The sequence below is a fragment of the Polaromonas sp. CT11-55 genome (assembly GCF_047303325.1).
GTDB lineage: Bacteria > Pseudomonadota > Gammaproteobacteria > Burkholderiales > Burkholderiaceae_C > Polaromonas.
In genome coordinates this window covers 113276-126783 of the sequence record NZ_JBKBEX010000011.1, presented here as the reverse complement: position 1 = coordinate 126783, position 13508 = coordinate 113276, and the positions used below count along the sequence as shown (strand labels likewise).

The window sequence follows — 13508 nt, the reverse complement described above, 5'->3', positions numbered from 1 at the left end:
GGCTGACGCCCGCGCCTTTACCCCTGAATTTTCTTGCCGCCCGCTGAAGACGAAATCTTCAGCGGCCTGGGCGAGCTTTGCCCGCGAAAACCCAAACGGCGGTGATGAATCTCCGCCATCGATAACAACTTTTGAGGAGTGAGGGATGAAATTGAAGATGATCTGCCTGGCTGCCGCGGCCGCCGGCGCAATAGCACCCATGGCCGCGCTGGCGCAAAGCACGGTGACGATTTACGGGAAGATGGACACGAGCTTCGAGAACTCGAAGACCGGCTCCATTTCCCAGACCTTGATCACGGGCAACGCATCCCGGCTCGGCTTCAAGGGCGTCGAAGACCTGGGCGGCGGCCTCAAGGCCCTCTTTGGCCTGGAGATGGGAGTTTCTTCCGACACCGGCGCGGCCAGCACGCCGATGTACCGCAACTCCTACGTGGGCATTGGCGGCGACTTCGGCGTCGTCAACATCGGCCGCATTGATTCGGCCGCGCCCAGCCGCACGCCGATTTACGCGATCCTCAGCCGAAACATCGAGTACGTCATCCACGATGCGGGCGCCACGGCCATAGGCACCTCCATCTTCAATGCGCGCACGCGTGTTTCGAACGCCATTGGCTATGCCAGCCCGGTGATCGGCAATTTTGTGTTCCGCGCCGGCCATTACCTCAACGGTGAAGGCCTGGCGGAAACTCCCGCGGGGCCGATTCGCTTTGAGGGCGACTACAAGCAGACCGATGTTTCGATCAGCTACGGCGAAGGCGGCGGGCCCGTGGGCCTGGGCTTGGGCTACGGCACCGACAGCAAGCGCGGCGGCGCCCTGCTCAACGACTTCAAGAACAAGTGGATGCTGGTCGGCTCCTATGACTTCGGCGAAGTGCGGGCCTGGGCGGTTTACAACCGCGACAACTTCGTGGGCGGCCCGCTGTCGCGCAGCAAGGTCGATGCGCAGATGATTGGCGCGTCCTGGGACCTCACGCCCACCAGCAAGGTCATGGCCAACTACATACGCAAGGACGTGCAGAGCGATCCGGCCGCCAAGCTCAAGCGCTTCCAGGCAGGCTACTCCTACAAGATGAGCAATCGCACATCGCTCTACGCCTTTTATGACCGCCAGGACCCGAACAACCGCGTCGCCAACGACGTGATCCGGGTTTACGGGGTGGGCATTCAGCACAACTTTTGAGCAGCCAGGTCAGGCTGACGGGCCTACTGCTCGCAAAGGCCTTTTTCCACCATATCGATCACGCGCTGGCCGATCTGCTGCATCTGCGGGCCTATGAGCGGGCCCAGCGGGCCGTCCACGACCAGCATGGCCAAGCCGTGCACCGCCGACCAGGCGAGGAACTCCGCGCCTGGTCGGCGCTCGGGCGGCAACAGGCCGGCACCCACCAGTTTGTCGATCGCGGCTCCCAGCAACTCAAAGGGGTCCAGCCCGCTTTGGCCTTTGCGCTCGCTGTCCGCGGGCGCGCCCTGGGCTCTTTCCTTCAAATCATCCGAGGGGCCGAAAGCCGTGCGGAACAGCCCGCTTTCGGCCTGCGCAAAACGCAGATAACCGGTGCCGACCGCGCGCAGGTTGGCGCGGGCGAATTCGGCGGGCGATAGATCCGGCGGCAGGGCGGCCAGCTCGGCCTCCATGGCGCGGGCCACCGCCGCCAGCGCGACGGAGCGCACCGCATAGAGCAGGACCTGGCGGCTTTCGAAATGGCGATAGGCCGCATTGGGTGCGACACCCGCGCGGCGCGTGGCTTCGCGCAGCACCACGGCCTCGGGCCCGCCCGCGCGGGCCAGCTCCACAGCGGCGTCCAGCAGGGCGCGCCGCAAGTCCCCGTGGCGGTAGGTGCTGCGGGGTGGCGGTATCAGGGGCACGCTCGACATGGCTTGTTACTTATTTATGTGGACAGCGTTCATTATCTTTGCTATTCTTTTGTGGACGGTGTACACAATACTGCCGATCCGGCCGCCGCACAAGGCCCCGGATCCTGGGATTTCCCCTCCGGCAAACACTCTTTCAAGAAGGACGAGCATGCAGAAAATCACCCCCTTCCTGTGGTTCAACGACCAGGCCGAGGAGGCCATGAACTTCTATGTCTCCATCTTCAAGAACTCGAAGATCACCATGCTCAGGCGCTACGGCAAGGAAGGCCCGGGGCCGGAAGGCTCGGTCATGACCGGCAGCTTCGAACTCGAGGGCCAGCAGTTCATGGCGCTCAACGGCGGCCCGCATTTCAGCTTCACGCCGGCGATTTCGCTGTTCGTGGACTGCAAGACGCAGGCGGAAGTGGACGAGCTCTGGGACAAGCTCTCGGCCGGCGGCGTGCCCAACCAGTGCGGCTGGGTGCAGGACAAGTTCGGCCTGTCCTGGCAGATCATCCCGACCGCCCTCGGCGAGATGCTGGGCGACAAAAACCCGGCCAAGGCCGGCGCCGCCATGAGCGCCATGCTCAAGATGCGCAAGATCAATATCAAGGACCTCAAAGAGGCCTACGACAAGGCCTGAAGAGGCCTGAAACAAACCCACCCATCCCTTTTACCAACCCACCAAGGAGCCCACCATGCTGGTCCAGTCTTACCTGTTTTTCAACGGCCGCTGCGAAGAGGCCATCAACTTTTACCGCAAGGCGCTGGGCGCCGAAGTGAAGATGATGATGCGCTTCAAGGAAAACCCCGAACCCATGACCGAGGGCTGCGGCCCTGGCGGCGCCGCCATCCCGGGCGACAACATCATGCACGCCTGCTTCAGGATAGGCGAGAGCGAAGTGATGGCCTCCGACGGCATGGGCACCGGCCAGCCGGAGTTCAAGGGCTTTTCGCTGTCGCTGACCGCGGCCAGCGACGCCGAGGCCAATCGGCTCTTCAACGCGCTGGCCGACGGCGGCAAGGTGGAAATGCCCATCATGAAAACCTTTTACGCCTCGTCTTTCGGCATGGTGGTTGACCGCTTCGGCGTCTCGTGGATGGTGATCAAGCCGCTGCCCATGCCCTGAGGCGGCGGCACATGCAGTTCCTTTTGATCATCTGCCATGACGCGGCCTTCGCGCCCACACCGGCGCCTGGGTCCGTGACATGCAGGGCCGCGGCATCCTCCTGCACGGCAACCCGCTGCGCCCACCCGGCGACGCGATGACGGTGCGGGTGCGCGGCGGCAACCGCAAGGTGAGCAGCGGCCCCTTCACCGACAGCGCGGAAAAAATGGCGGCCTACGGGCTGATTGAATGCGCCGGCATGCAGGAGGCGATCGACATCGCGGCCGGCCACCCCATGGCCCGTGCCGCGACCCTAGAAGTCAGGCCGGTGTGGTCCGACCTGCCGCGCATGGCCGCGTAAAACACAGAGCATGGAGAAAAGCCCATGAAGCTTTATTACTCGGACACGCTGAACCCGCGAAAAGCCTGCGCCGTCGCCAGGCACCTGAAACTGCCCGTGGAATTCATCCATGTCGCGCTGGAAAAAGGCGAGCACCGCACGCCGCAATTCTGTGCGATGAACCCGAATGCCAAGGTGCCGGTGCTGGTCGACGGCGAGCTGGTGCTGTGGGAATCGAACGCCATCATGTGCCATCTGGCCGAAAAAGCCGGCTCGGACTTGTGGCCGCGGGACGAGCGCCGCATCGAGGTGCTGCGCTGGCTGATGTGGGACGCGACCGAGTTCGCGCCGGCCGCCTCCACGTTTTATTTCGAGCACATCATCAAGCCGCGCTTTTTGCGCAGCGAAGCCGACCCGGCCGAAATCGCGAGGGTGACGCCGGACTTCGAACGCTACGCCAGCGTGCTGGAAGCGCACCTCAAGGGGCGCGACTACCTCGTCGGCAATGCTTTGACCGTGGCCGACTTCGCGGTGGGCATCACATTGCCCTATGCGGGCAAGACCGGGCTGCCGCTGCAGGCCTTTCCGGAAATCCGGCGCTGGCATGCGCAGCTCGATGAACTGCCGGCCTGGCGCGAGCCTTTTCCCGCATTGCAGGCAACTGCGGCCGCGTGATCCACCGCGGAATCAACAAAGGCCGGCGAACGCTTGGCGCGTGCGCCGGCCTGTGCAGCCTGCAAGCTGTTGACGACTTAACGCGCCGGGGCGGGAACGATCACGACCGTGTCACCGGTGGCGCCTGTCCGGCCGGTTCTTCCGGTGTCGCCTGTCGCGCCCGTGGCACCGGTCGCGCCTTCATAGCCCGTGGAGCCGGTCGCGCCTGTCGCGCCGGTGGCGCCGGTCGGGCCGGGAATGCCTACGCCCGCACCGGTGGCGCCTTTGGCACCATCGGTACCGGAAGCGCCGGTGGCGCCGGCAGGACCGGCGGGGCCGGGAACGGTGACAACGGCCGCGGGCGGTGCGACGACCGTGCGTTCACAAGCGCTCAGGGCCAGCGTGCCGGCAACTACGGCTAAAAGCAGTGGGTATTTCATAAGATCCTCAGATAAGAAGTTCGCACGGATAGCGTGCGCCAACAGTTCGTTCCCAGGGCCTGTCAACAGGACCTGACCGTAAACTGTTTTTTTTACGGACCATGTGCATGAAACCAATACCAGCCACAACGCTTTTGCCGGAGGACAAACATCCGGAACCGCGCAGCGGTCGCCGTATGCCTGACTGCCTTGAAAGAATCATTTCTGATGCAGACAACAGGATGAATGTCCAAGTTACCCATGGACGGCCGCGCATGCTGTAGGACGGGCCCACGACACCCTGTCCCGAATCAGCGGCAGCACGGCCTCACAAACGGCCGCGCCGCGCTGAAAACCCCTGGCGGGCATTTTTCACCCGCGCTCTATAGAATGATCCGGGTCTCTTCTGGCACCAGTCTTCCGGTGCCACTTTCATCAGGATGCCGCGTGCAAGCCAATCCCATTATTTCCATACAACAACTCAGCAAAACCTACGCCTCGGGCTTTCAAGCGCTCAAGTCCGTGGACCTGGAGATCCGGCGCGGCGAGATTCTCGCGCTGCTGGGTCCCAACGGCGCGGGCAAGACCACCCTGATCAGCATCATCTGCGGCATCGTCAGGCCCAGTTCGGGCACGGTGACCGCCGACGGCCACGACATCGTGCGCGACTACCGTGCCGCCCGCGCCAAGATAGGCCTGGTGCCGCAGGAGCTTTCGACCGACGCTTTTGAAACCGTGTGGTCCACCGTGAGTTTCAGCCGCGGCCTGTACGGCAGGGCGCCGAATCCGGCCTACATCGAAAAAGTGCTGCGCGACCTGTCCCTGTGGGACAAGAAGGACAGCAAGATCATGACGCTCTCGGGCGGCATGAAGCGCCGGGTGCTGATCGCCAAGGCGCTGTCGCACGAGCCGACCATCCTCTTCCTGGACGAACCCAGCGCGGGTGTCGACGTCGAGCTGCGCAAGGGCATGTTGCAAATGGTGCGCGACCTGCGTGACAGCGGCGTGACCATCATCCTGACCACGCACTACATCGAGGAGGCCGAGGAAATGGCCGACCGCATCGGCGTGATCAACAAGGGCGAGCTGATCCTGGTCGAAGACAAGGCCGTGCTGATGCGCAAGCTCGGCAAGAAGCAGCTGAGCCTGCAGCTGCAGACACCGCTGCAAAGCATTCCGCCCGCGCTGGCGGGGCTGCCGCTGGAGCTGGCCCAGGAAGGCCACACCCTGGTCTACACCTTCGACTCACAGACCGAGGAGACCGGCATCGCGGCCCTGCTCAAGCAGCTGGCCGAACTCGGCATCGACTTCAAGGACCTGCATTCGAGCGAGAGTTCGCTTGAGGACATCTTCGTGAGCCTGGTGCATGCCGGCCAACCCGCCACCCAGAAGGAGGCCGCATGAACTGGCACGCCATCCGCGCGATTTACCGCTTTGAAATGGCGCGCACCTTCCGCACGCTGATGCAGTCCATCGCCTCGCCGGTGATCTCGACCTCGCTCTACTTCGTGGTGTTCGGCGCCGCCATCGGCTCGCGCATGGGCGACATCGAGGGCATACGCTACGGGGCCTTCATCATCCCCGGCCTGGTCATGCTGTCGCTGCTCAACGAGAGCATCTCCAATGCCGCCTTCGGCATCTACATGCCGAAATGGTCGGGCACGATTTACGAGCTGCTGTCGGCGCCGGTGTCGTCCATGGAGGTGGTGATGGGCTATGTGGGCGCCGCGGCGAGCAAGTCCGTGATGCTGGGCCTCTTGATCCTGGCGACGGCGCGGCTGTTCGTGCCCTATGAGATCGCGCATCCTTTCTGGATGCTGTGTTTCCTGCTGCTGACCGCGCTGACCTTCAGCCTGTTCGGTTTCGTCATCGGGCTGTGGGCCGACAACTTCCAGAAGCTGCAGGTCGTGCCGCTGATGGTGGTGACGCCGCTGACCTTTCTGGGTGGCGCTTTTTACGCCATCAATATGCTGCCGCCGCTGTGGCAAAAGATCGCGCTGTTCAACCCGGTGGTCTACCTGATCAGCGGCTTCCGCTGGAGCTTTTACGGCGTGGCCGATGTCAATGTGGGCCTCAGCGTGCTGGCCATCCTGGGCTTTCTGGGGCTGTGCCTGGGCGTGGTGTGGTGGATTTTCCGCACGGGCTGGAAGCTCAAGGCCTGAGGAGGCCGGGAAAGGCCTGGCCGGTGGCGCCGCTTGAAGGAATAGAGGCCGGCCTCATATCTGTTCTTTAGACATTCCACGCCTGAAAGGCCTTGCCATGCCTGCCGACCAAGCCGCTCATTCCGCCGCGCCTGCCGCCACCAGTCCCGTCCTCAAGGTCCAGCCGCTGGGCTTTCCCTGGGCGACGCTGGACCCTTTCCTCTTTTGCGTCTACCACGACGACGCCTACCCCAAGGCCAATGGACAGATGGGCCCGGACGCCTCGCTCGCGGGACGCAACATCGGCCAGGACTTCGCGCGCAAGGACGGTTGGAATATGTACCACGGCAGCACGGTGCCGGGCTTTCCGGCACACCCGCACCGTGGCTTTGAAACCGTGACGATTGTGCGCAAGGGCCTGGTCGACCATTCCGACTCCCTGGGCGCGACCGCGCGCTTCGGCCGCGGCGACGTGCAGTGGCTCACGGCCGGCCAGGGTGTGGTGCATTCCGAGATGTTCCCCCTGCTGGATGCGGACAACCCCAACCCGCTGGAGCTTTTCCAGATCTGGCTCAACCTGCCGGCGGCCGGCAAGATGGCGGCCCCGCACTTCACCATGTTCTGGTCGCAGGACATTCCGCGCAGGCAAGTGACCGACGAAGCGGGCCGCACCACCGAGGTGGCCGTCATCGCCGGGCGAATGGGCGACGCCCAAGCCGCACCGCTGGCGCCGCCGCCCGACTCCTGGGCCGCGCAAGCCGACGCCGACGTGGCGATCTGGACCATTCGCATGGCGCCGGGCGCACACTGGACCTTGCCCGCGGCCACAGGCCAAGGCACACAGCGCCAGCTCTACTTCTTCAAGGGCAGCGCCATCGACGTGGCCGGCCAGGCCATTGGCAGCCATGCGGCAATCACGCTGCGCGCGGGCGAGGCGGTGGAGCTGGCCAACAGCGGCACAGAGGAAGCCGAGTTCCTGCTGCTGCAGGGCAAGCCGATCGGCGAGCCCGTGGTGCAATACGGCCCCTTTGTGATGAACAGCCAGGCCGAGATCGCGCAGACCCTGGCCGATTACCAGCGCACCCAGTTCGGCGGCTGGTCCTTCGCGGACGATGCGCCTGTGCACGGCCGTGAACCGGCGCGTTTTGCGCGCTACCCGGGCGGGCGAGAAGAAAAGCCGGCCGGCTGAGCGCGGGCGGCAACCGCCGCCCCTTCTTTCGGTGAATATTTGCTTTTTGTTTTCCGGCGCGAGGACTAAGGTGTGAGCGGGCGTAGACACAGTCTGCCTCGCACAGCGAGCCGACCCAGAATCCGGTGCCGGAAAACAAGCTGTCCCGGCGGACGCACATCAGGAGGATCTGAACATGCGTCGCCTTCATTCCGTTCGTCCCGTTCATCCCGTCCAGCCGCTGCTTTCGGTAGTGCTTGCATTGCTGCTCGCCACCCTGCTGGCCGGCTGTAGCTCATGGCCCATGCCCGTGCCGAAAACGCCGGGCGACCCGCAGCTGGCGCCGTCCTACGGCTACCACCCCATAGACCCGCTGCCGGTCCGGCTCAAGAGCGAAGCCACGCCCAGCAACACCAAAATCCTGGACGCGCTGCCCGACGAGACCATGCGGATCGCGATAGGGCAGATCCAGGCCAACGGCGGCATCACCTTCGGCCCGGCCAAGGCCGGTGTGGCCGGCAACAGCTATGTGGTGGTGCTGGACTACGTGAAGTTCGAGACCAAATCCTTCGGCGTGGACATCTCCGTTTCTGACGGCAAGAAGACTGCCTCGCTCTCGGCCCGGAAAAGCCCGCCCGTGATCGTGCCCGTGTATGTCGGCGTGGGCCTGCGCCTGACGGCGAACATCACGGTCAACGAGGGCTCGGTCGACCTGGGCAACCTGTTCGCGCTGGGGGCGGCCGCGCAGGCCAAGCAGGTGTCGGGAACGCTGGTGGTGCAGACCCTGGGCATCAGCGGAGAAAGCGTCTCGACCATCATTCCCATGCCCAGCGAGATCAACGCCTCCACCATCCAGAACGCCATCATGGCGCTGGGCGCCATCAAGGCCAAGATCTACGACACGGGCACGCGCATCAACCCGCGCGTCGTCGGGGTCTACAACAACCTGGGCGGCGGGCAGGAGACCATCAACGGCTTTATCTCGTCGCTGCTGGAGCAGGCGCAATACCTGGAGGTCCGCTGAGGCGGACAAACACCGCAAGGAGAGCATGATGAATGACGACGTGCGCAACCTCATGATGGGCAGCTGCTACATCAAGCATTCCATCCCCGGCCCCATACGCCTGAGCAGCGTGTCCGCCGGGGGCGCAAGCCCCGCCGACTTCCTGAAGGCCGGCAGCGAACTGGTGAAGACCGGCTACCTGCGACAGCGCCAGCCCATGCCGGACACGGCACAGGAGCTGGACGAGATCCTGGGCAGCTTTGAACTCACGCCCTTTGGCATCGAGAGTTTCGAGGACAGGCTCAAGAAGAAGGGGCAGCCCGCGCCCCTCGGAAAAATGGACGCGGCCACCGTGGTGATCCAGTTCCCCTGGTTCGGCGGCAAGGCGAGCTACAGCGACAGCAGCCACAACGAGAACAGCAGCACGAACACCGACATCGCCGTCCAGCTGCAAGTGGCGCTGGGCAACATCGTCGAGCAGATTGAGAAATCCACCGCCACACCGGAAGAAAAAGCCGATGCGAAATCAAAACTCAAAGCCTTCCTGAAACACCCGCTGGTGATCGCACTGGCCGGGGCCGCGCTCAAACCGCTGGTCGAAGGGCTGTAAGTCCACGCGCCTGCAGGTTTTGCCGCAAGCTCCTACACTGCGGCAATGCTGAACAAAGACCCAGGCCACGCTGCCGTGAAGCAGGAACTTGATCATCTGGCTGCCCGGTTTTTCCGCGCGGTGTCGTTTGAGGCCGGCGAGGCGCCGTCCTATGGCGACATCCACGGCCTGTTCATCGCCACCGGCCTGCTGATCAAGAACACCGCGTCCACGCCCGAAATCTCCAGCGTCGCCGAATTCATCGCACCGCGCCAGGCGCTGGTGGACAGCGGCGCGCTGACGCGTTTCAAGGAATGGGAGCTGTCGCAGACCACGCAGATCTTCGGCAATATCGCCCACCGCTACAGCGCCTACGGCAAGGCCGGGACGCAGGGCGGCAAGGCTTTCGAGGCGCGCGGCGTGATCTCCACGCAGTTCATCAAGACGCCAGAAGGCTGGAAGATGAGTGCCATGGCCTGGGACGACGAGCGGCCCGGCCTGTCGCTGCCGGCTGAGTTGCTGGGCGGCTAAGCCCCCGGAATGCGCCGCTCAGCGCGTGGCGCGGCGGTCCCAGGACAGCGCGGCCACCAGCCCCAGGCCGCCGACCAGCCCCAGGTGCTCGAGGAATGAATTGCGGTTGTGGAATTGCTCCATGCCGCTCATGGCCCAGAAGGGGTGGCCTATGACCGTGGCGACCACCGTGAACCCGGCCAGCGCAAGCGCGCCGAGCGCCGCCCACAGGCCGCGGCCGAACAGCATCAGCGCCGAGCCGGCCAGCTGCGTGATGAGCACCGCGGCGGCAAACACGGGCGCCGGGCTCAGGCCGAAATGCGCGGCCTCGCCGATGGCCGCGTCGAAATTGAGCAGCTTGGAGACGCCGCTGTAGACGAAGGCGACCGCCAGCAACAGCCTGGCGGCCCGGAGCGCCGGTGTTGAAAAAGACGGATCGTGTGTGTTCATGCGTTCTTCTTCCCTGGTATTGCTCAAAGCCAGCACGCGCAACCCAGCGCGCCCCAGAAACTTTTTTCGTCGGACACCGGCGCATTGCCCAGCCAGCTTTGGGTGTGGCCGTGCCCATGGACGGCGCAGGGCTTGGCGCAGCAGTCGGCAAAGGGCTGCATCGCGCGCGCGGCGCGGCCCGCCGCTTGGGCGCCGGCCGCGGGCTCGCGCCAGTAGCCGCCGAAGGCTTTTGTCGGCGCCCAGTCGTTGGCGGCTTTGGGCATGGGTGGCGCGAGATTCGCGAAGCCGCCGTCACCATGCACGATGCGGCCGCCCACCACCGTCAGGTGCGAGACCAGGTCCTTGATGTCGGACTCCGGGATGCCGAAGAAGTCGCGCGAGGGCACGATGAAGTCGGCGAGCTGGCCCACCTTGATCTGACCTTTTTTCCCCTCGGCGTTGGCGAACCAGGCGCTGCCGCTGGTCCACAGCCGCAGTGCGGTGTCGCGGTCCAGCAGGTTGTCGGGCCGGTACAGCGCGGTGCCGCCCAGCGTCTTGCCGGTGACCATCCAGTACAGACAGACCCAGGGGTTGTAGCTCGCGACGCGGGTCGCGTCAGTGCCGCCGCCCACGGGCAGGCCGGCGTCCAGCATGCGGCGAATCGGCGGCGAGTGCTCGGCGGGCCCGGCGCCGTAGCGTTCGATGAAATATTCGCCCTGGTAAGCCATGCGGTGCTGCACGGCGATGCCGCCGCCCAGCGCCTTGACCCGGTCGATGTTGCGCGGGCTGATGGTTTCGGCGTGGTCGAAAAACCAGTGCAGGCCGTTGAAAGGGATGTCCCGGTTGACCTTCTCGAAAGTGTCGAGCGCGCGCCCTATCGATTCGTCATAGGTCGCGTGCAGGCGAAAAGGCCAGCGCTTTTCAACCAGCAGGCGCACCACGCGCTCGAGTTCGTCCTCCATGCTCGCGGGCAGCTCGGGCCGGGGCTCGCGGAAGTCCTCGAAATCGGCCGCGGAGAACACCAGCATTTCGCCGGCGCCGTTATGGCGCAGCATGTCGGTGCCGGACAGCGGCGGCAGCATGCCTGTCCATTGCCGGAAATCCTCGGCTTCCTGTTTGGGCCGCTGCGTGAACAGGTTGTAGCCTATGCGCACCGTGAGTTCGCCGGCGTCGCGCAGCTTCTCGATGACGCGGTAGTCCTCGGGATAGTTCTGGAAGCCGCCGCCGGCATCGATCACCGAGGTGATGCCGAGCCGGTTCAGCTCGCGCATGAAGAGCCGCGTCGAGGCCTCCTGCGCATCCGGGTCCAGCTTGGGCCCCTTGGCCAGTGTGGCGTAGAGGATCATCGCGTTGGGCTTGGCGAGCAGCAGGCCCGTGGGATTGCCCTGGGCGTCGCGCGCGATCTCGCCGCCTGGCGGATTCGGCGTGTCCTTGCCGTAGCCGACGGCGCGCAGGGCGGCGCCGTTGAGCAGTGCGCGGTCATACAGGTGCAGGATGAAAACCGGGGTGTCGGGCGCGGCCGCGTTGATTTCCGCGAGCGTGGGCAGGCGTTTTTCGGCGAACTGCTGCTCGGTGAAACCGCCGACCACACGCACCCACTGCGGGGCCGGCGTGCGCGCCGCCTGCGCCTTGAGCATGGCCATCGCATCGGCGAGCGAGGGCACGCCGTCCCAGCGCAGCTCCATCGCGTAATTGAGGCCGGCGCGTATCAGGTGCGTGTGGCTGTCATGCAGGCCGGGCAGGGCGGCCGCGCCGGCCAGGTCGATTACCTGTGTCGCGGCGCCCGCGTGGCGCATGATGTCTTCATGGCTGCCGACGGCGATGAATTTGCCGCCGGCCACGGCCACCGCGGTGGCCACCGGGTTCTGCCGGTCCAGGGTGGTGAAGCGGCCGTTGGTGAAAACAATGTCGGCGGTGGCGGGATCGTTCATGGGATTTTTCCGGTGTATTGGGTATGTCAGCGCCGCGTGAACAGCCACGGGTGCAGCAGCCGCGTGTAGGGCGGCATGACCACCCAGACCACCAGGGCCACGATGACGGCCGCCAGTATGCCGTGCGCCACGCCATACAGGCCCAGCACGGGGACGGCCTTGAACAGTGGCCCCATGGCCCAGGGCACGACCATGGTGAGCGGCCAGATGACCGAGGTGGTGATCAGCCACTGCTTCCAGGCCGCGGGTTTGACCGGCGCCTCTACACCGGACGCCACTTCAGGGGGGAACAGGAAATCGATGCCGCTGCCCACGCTGACCTGTTCGCCGGCTTGCAGAAGCGGCTGCACCGTCTCGAGCAGGCGCGCGCGTTCCGCGGACCGGTACCAGCCGTTCAGCTGCCCGGTGGTGGCGAAGCGGACCACGATGAGGTAGTCACCGCCGGCGCCGGCCGGACGGACCACATGCACGCCCTGGTGGCCCGGATAGGCCGACGCGGTGCGCATGGTCTCGGCCAGCCAGCCGTCATACGCGGCACGCGCGCCGGCGCGCACGCGGTGGCGCACCACCAGGCTGACGCTTTCGGAGGACGGGCCGGCCGCGTCGCCGGTGCTGTTCGCGCTGTTCATGGCGCTTTCAGCCCAGTTTGCGCGCGGGCATCTTGTGCACGTGCGTGATCGCGTAGTCGACACCCGAGCCGTAGGCGCCGGAATGCTCCATGACGATGCCCGTGGTGCCCGCATAGGTCTCCTTGCGCGCCCAGTCGCGCTGCATTTCGAGCAGGAACTGCTGCCAGGTGATGGGCACGGCGCCGGCCTGGATCATGCGCTGCACCGACATGTTGTGCGCGGCCACCGAGGTGCCGCCGGAAGCGTCTTCCACAAAATACACCTCGTAGCCGTCGGCCATCGCTTCCAGCGCGGGGAAGTTCAGGCAGACCTCGGTCCACAGCGCCGCAAGCACCAGTTTTTTGCGGCCGAATTTTTTCAGTTCGGCCTTCACGCCCGCGTCGTCCCAGGTGTTCATGCTGGTGCGCTCAAAAATCCGGTTGTCGGGCAGCACCGCGAGCAGTTCGGGCCAGATGTTGCCCGAGAAGGATTCGGTTTCCACCGAGGTCAGCACCGTGGGGACATTGAACACCTTGGCCGCCTTGGCCAGACCGATGACGTTGTTCTTCAGCAGCTGCCGGTCGATGTTGGCCACGCCAAAGGTCATTTGCGGCTGGTGGTCGATCAGCACCAGCGCGCAGTTCTGGGGGGTGAGCAGTTCGAGTTTTCCTTGAGCCATGGTGAGTCCCCTTGAAAGAGTGAATAAACAAGCCTGGAATGCTAAATTGCAGCCAATAGGTTGACTAGACTTTGTTT

General features: G+C 64.9%; 17 protein-coding genes. 11 read left to right on the top strand and 6 right to left on the bottom strand.

Features of this window, described 5'->3' with window-relative positions; genetic code table 11:
• Positions 1-145 precede the first annotated feature (145 nt).
• Entirely contained in the window at positions 146-1180 is a 1035-nt protein-coding gene (locus tag ACEN8I_RS12705) for a porin (RefSeq protein ID WP_413328827.1), read from the top strand.
• 23 nt (positions 1181-1203) lie between these two features.
• Here ACEN8I_RS12705 and ACEN8I_RS12700 read toward each other — a convergent pair whose 3' ends face one another.
• Positions 1204-1872, bottom strand: coding sequence for a TetR/AcrR family transcriptional regulator (locus ACEN8I_RS12700; RefSeq protein ID WP_413328826.1), 669 nt, complete (start codon positions 1870-1872; stop codon positions 1204-1206).
• 148 nt (positions 1873-2020) lie between these two features.
• Here ACEN8I_RS12700 and ACEN8I_RS12695 point away from each other — a divergent pair, with 148 nt between their 5' ends.
• The 4 genes from ACEN8I_RS12695 (at position 2021) to ACEN8I_RS12680 (ending at position 3975) form a co-directional block, all read left to right on the top strand.
• Positions 2021-2494 (top strand): VOC family protein, encoded by a 474-nt coding sequence (locus ACEN8I_RS12695; RefSeq protein WP_413328825.1) that lies wholly within the window; start codon positions 2021-2023, stop codon positions 2492-2494.
• Positions 2495-2549: 55 nt separating this feature from the next.
• The gene (locus ACEN8I_RS12690) at positions 2550-2981 is read left to right on the top strand and encodes a VOC family protein (protein WP_413328824.1); all 432 of its coding nucleotides are present in this window, start codon (positions 2550-2552) and stop codon (positions 2979-2981) included.
• A gap of 79 nt (positions 2982-3060) precedes the next feature.
• Entirely contained in the window at positions 3061-3321 is a 261-nt protein-coding gene (locus ACEN8I_RS12685) for a YciI family protein (protein ID WP_413328823.1), read from the top strand.
• A gap of 24 nt (positions 3322-3345) precedes the next feature.
• Entirely contained in the window at positions 3346-3975 is a 630-nt protein-coding gene (locus tag ACEN8I_RS12680) for a glutathione S-transferase family protein (protein WP_413328822.1), read from the top strand.
• A 77-nt stretch (positions 3976-4052) separates the two neighbouring features.
• Here the strand turns inward: ACEN8I_RS12680 and ACEN8I_RS12675 are convergent, their stop codons facing one another.
• Entirely contained in the window at positions 4053-4394 is a 342-nt protein-coding gene (locus tag ACEN8I_RS12675; protein WP_413328821.1) for a collagen-like protein, read from the bottom strand.
• Positions 4395-4820: 426 nt separating this feature from the next.
• Between ACEN8I_RS12675 and ACEN8I_RS12670 the strand changes: the two genes are divergently transcribed.
• The 6 genes from ACEN8I_RS12670 to ACEN8I_RS12645 all read left to right on the top strand — a co-directional run bounded on the left by ACEN8I_RS12670 (position 4821) and on the right by ACEN8I_RS12645 (position 9805).
• Positions 4821-5777 carry an ABC transporter ATP-binding protein gene (locus ACEN8I_RS12670; protein WP_413328820.1) on the top strand — a complete coding sequence of 319 codons (957 nt, stop codon included), beginning with the start codon at positions 4821-4823 and terminating at the stop codon, positions 5775-5777.
• The gene (locus ACEN8I_RS12665; protein WP_413328819.1) at positions 5774-6535 is read left to right on the top strand and encodes an ABC transporter permease; all 762 of its coding nucleotides are present in this window, start codon (positions 5774-5776) and stop codon (positions 6533-6535) included. Before ACEN8I_RS12670 ends, ACEN8I_RS12665 begins: the two co-directional genes overlap by 4 nt.
• A gap of 97 nt (positions 6536-6632) precedes the next feature.
• Positions 6633-7703, top strand: coding sequence for a pirin family protein (locus tag ACEN8I_RS12660; RefSeq protein ID WP_413328818.1), 1071 nt, complete (start codon positions 6633-6635; stop codon positions 7701-7703).
• 175 nt (positions 7704-7878) lie between these two features.
• Positions 7879-8706 carry a hypothetical protein gene (locus ACEN8I_RS12655; protein WP_413328817.1) on the top strand — a complete coding sequence of 276 codons (828 nt, stop codon included), beginning with the start codon at positions 7879-7881 and terminating at the stop codon, positions 8704-8706.
• Positions 8707-8734: 28 nt separating this feature from the next.
• Entirely contained in the window at positions 8735-9295 is a 561-nt protein-coding gene (locus tag ACEN8I_RS12650) for a hypothetical protein (RefSeq protein WP_413328816.1), read from the top strand.
• 45 nt (positions 9296-9340) lie between these two features.
• Positions 9341-9805: a hypothetical protein gene (locus ACEN8I_RS12645; RefSeq protein WP_413328815.1), complete on the top strand. Its 465-nt coding sequence runs from the start codon at positions 9341-9343 to the stop codon at positions 9803-9805.
• Positions 9806-9823: 18 nt separating this feature from the next.
• On the opposite strand, the gene ACEN8I_RS12640 is transcribed toward ACEN8I_RS12645, so the two are convergent.
• From ACEN8I_RS12640 to ACEN8I_RS12625, 4 genes are read right to left on the bottom strand one after another with little or no spacing between them, the layout of a single operon-like run.
• Positions 9824-10234 (bottom strand): DoxX family protein, encoded by a 411-nt coding sequence (locus ACEN8I_RS12640; protein ID WP_413328814.1) that lies wholly within the window; start codon positions 10232-10234, stop codon positions 9824-9826.
• 23 nt (positions 10235-10257) lie between these two features.
• Positions 10258-12144, bottom strand: coding sequence for an amidohydrolase (locus tag ACEN8I_RS12635; protein WP_413328813.1), 1887 nt, complete (start codon positions 12142-12144; stop codon positions 10258-10260).
• 26 nt (positions 12145-12170) lie between these two features.
• Positions 12171-12773, bottom strand: coding sequence for an antibiotic biosynthesis monooxygenase (locus ACEN8I_RS12630; RefSeq protein WP_413328812.1), 603 nt, complete (start codon positions 12771-12773; stop codon positions 12171-12173).
• A gap of 7 nt (positions 12774-12780) precedes the next feature.
• Positions 12781-13431 (bottom strand): hydrolase, encoded by a 651-nt coding sequence (locus ACEN8I_RS12625; RefSeq protein WP_413328811.1) that lies wholly within the window; start codon positions 13429-13431, stop codon positions 12781-12783.
• Between the last annotated feature and the right edge of the window lie 77 nt (positions 13432-13508).

Coding starts and splice junctions, on each gene's coding strand:
- ACEN8I_RS12655 (WP_413328817.1), top strand. CDS start 7,879: ATGCGTCGCCTTCATTCCGTTCGTCCCGTTCATCCCGTCCAGCCGCTG.
- ACEN8I_RS12650 (WP_413328816.1), top strand. CDS start 8,735: ATGAATGACGACGTGCGCAACCTCATGATGGGCAGCTGCTACATCAAG.
- ACEN8I_RS12680 (WP_413328822.1), top strand. CDS start 3,346: ATGAAGCTTTATTACTCGGACACGCTGAACCCGCGAAAAGCCTGCGCC.
- ACEN8I_RS12685 (WP_413328823.1), top strand. CDS start 3,061: ATGCAGGGCCGCGGCATCCTCCTGCACGGCAACCCGCTGCGCCCACCC.
- ACEN8I_RS12675 (WP_413328821.1), bottom strand. CDS start 4,394: ATGAAATACCCACTGCTTTTAGCCGTAGTTGCCGGCACGCTGGCCCTG.
- ACEN8I_RS12660 (WP_413328818.1), top strand. CDS start 6,633: ATGCCTGCCGACCAAGCCGCTCATTCCGCCGCGCCTGCCGCCACCAGT.
- ACEN8I_RS12700 (WP_413328826.1), bottom strand. CDS start 1,872: ATGTCGAGCGTGCCCCTGATACCGCCACCCCGCAGCACCTACCGCCAC.
- ACEN8I_RS12705 (WP_413328827.1), top strand. CDS start 146: ATGAAATTGAAGATGATCTGCCTGGCTGCCGCGGCCGCCGGCGCAATA.
- ACEN8I_RS12645 (WP_413328815.1), top strand. CDS start 9,341: ATGCTGAACAAAGACCCAGGCCACGCTGCCGTGAAGCAGGAACTTGAT.
- ACEN8I_RS12630 (WP_413328812.1), bottom strand. CDS start 12,773: ATGAACAGCGCGAACAGCACCGGCGACGCGGCCGGCCCGTCCTCCGAA.
- ACEN8I_RS12695 (WP_413328825.1), top strand. CDS start 2,021: ATGCAGAAAATCACCCCCTTCCTGTGGTTCAACGACCAGGCCGAGGAG.
- ACEN8I_RS12625 (WP_413328811.1), bottom strand. CDS start 13,431: ATGGCTCAAGGAAAACTCGAACTGCTCACCCCCCAGAACTGCGCGCTG.
- ACEN8I_RS12635 (WP_413328813.1), bottom strand. CDS start 12,144: ATGAACGATCCCGCCACCGCCGACATTGTTTTCACCAACGGCCGCTTC.
- ACEN8I_RS12640 (WP_413328814.1), bottom strand. CDS start 10,234: ATGAACACACACGATCCGTCTTTTTCAACACCGGCGCTCCGGGCCGCC.
- ACEN8I_RS12690 (WP_413328824.1), top strand. CDS start 2,550: ATGCTGGTCCAGTCTTACCTGTTTTTCAACGGCCGCTGCGAAGAGGCC.
- ACEN8I_RS12665 (WP_413328819.1), top strand. CDS start 5,774: ATGAACTGGCACGCCATCCGCGCGATTTACCGCTTTGAAATGGCGCGC.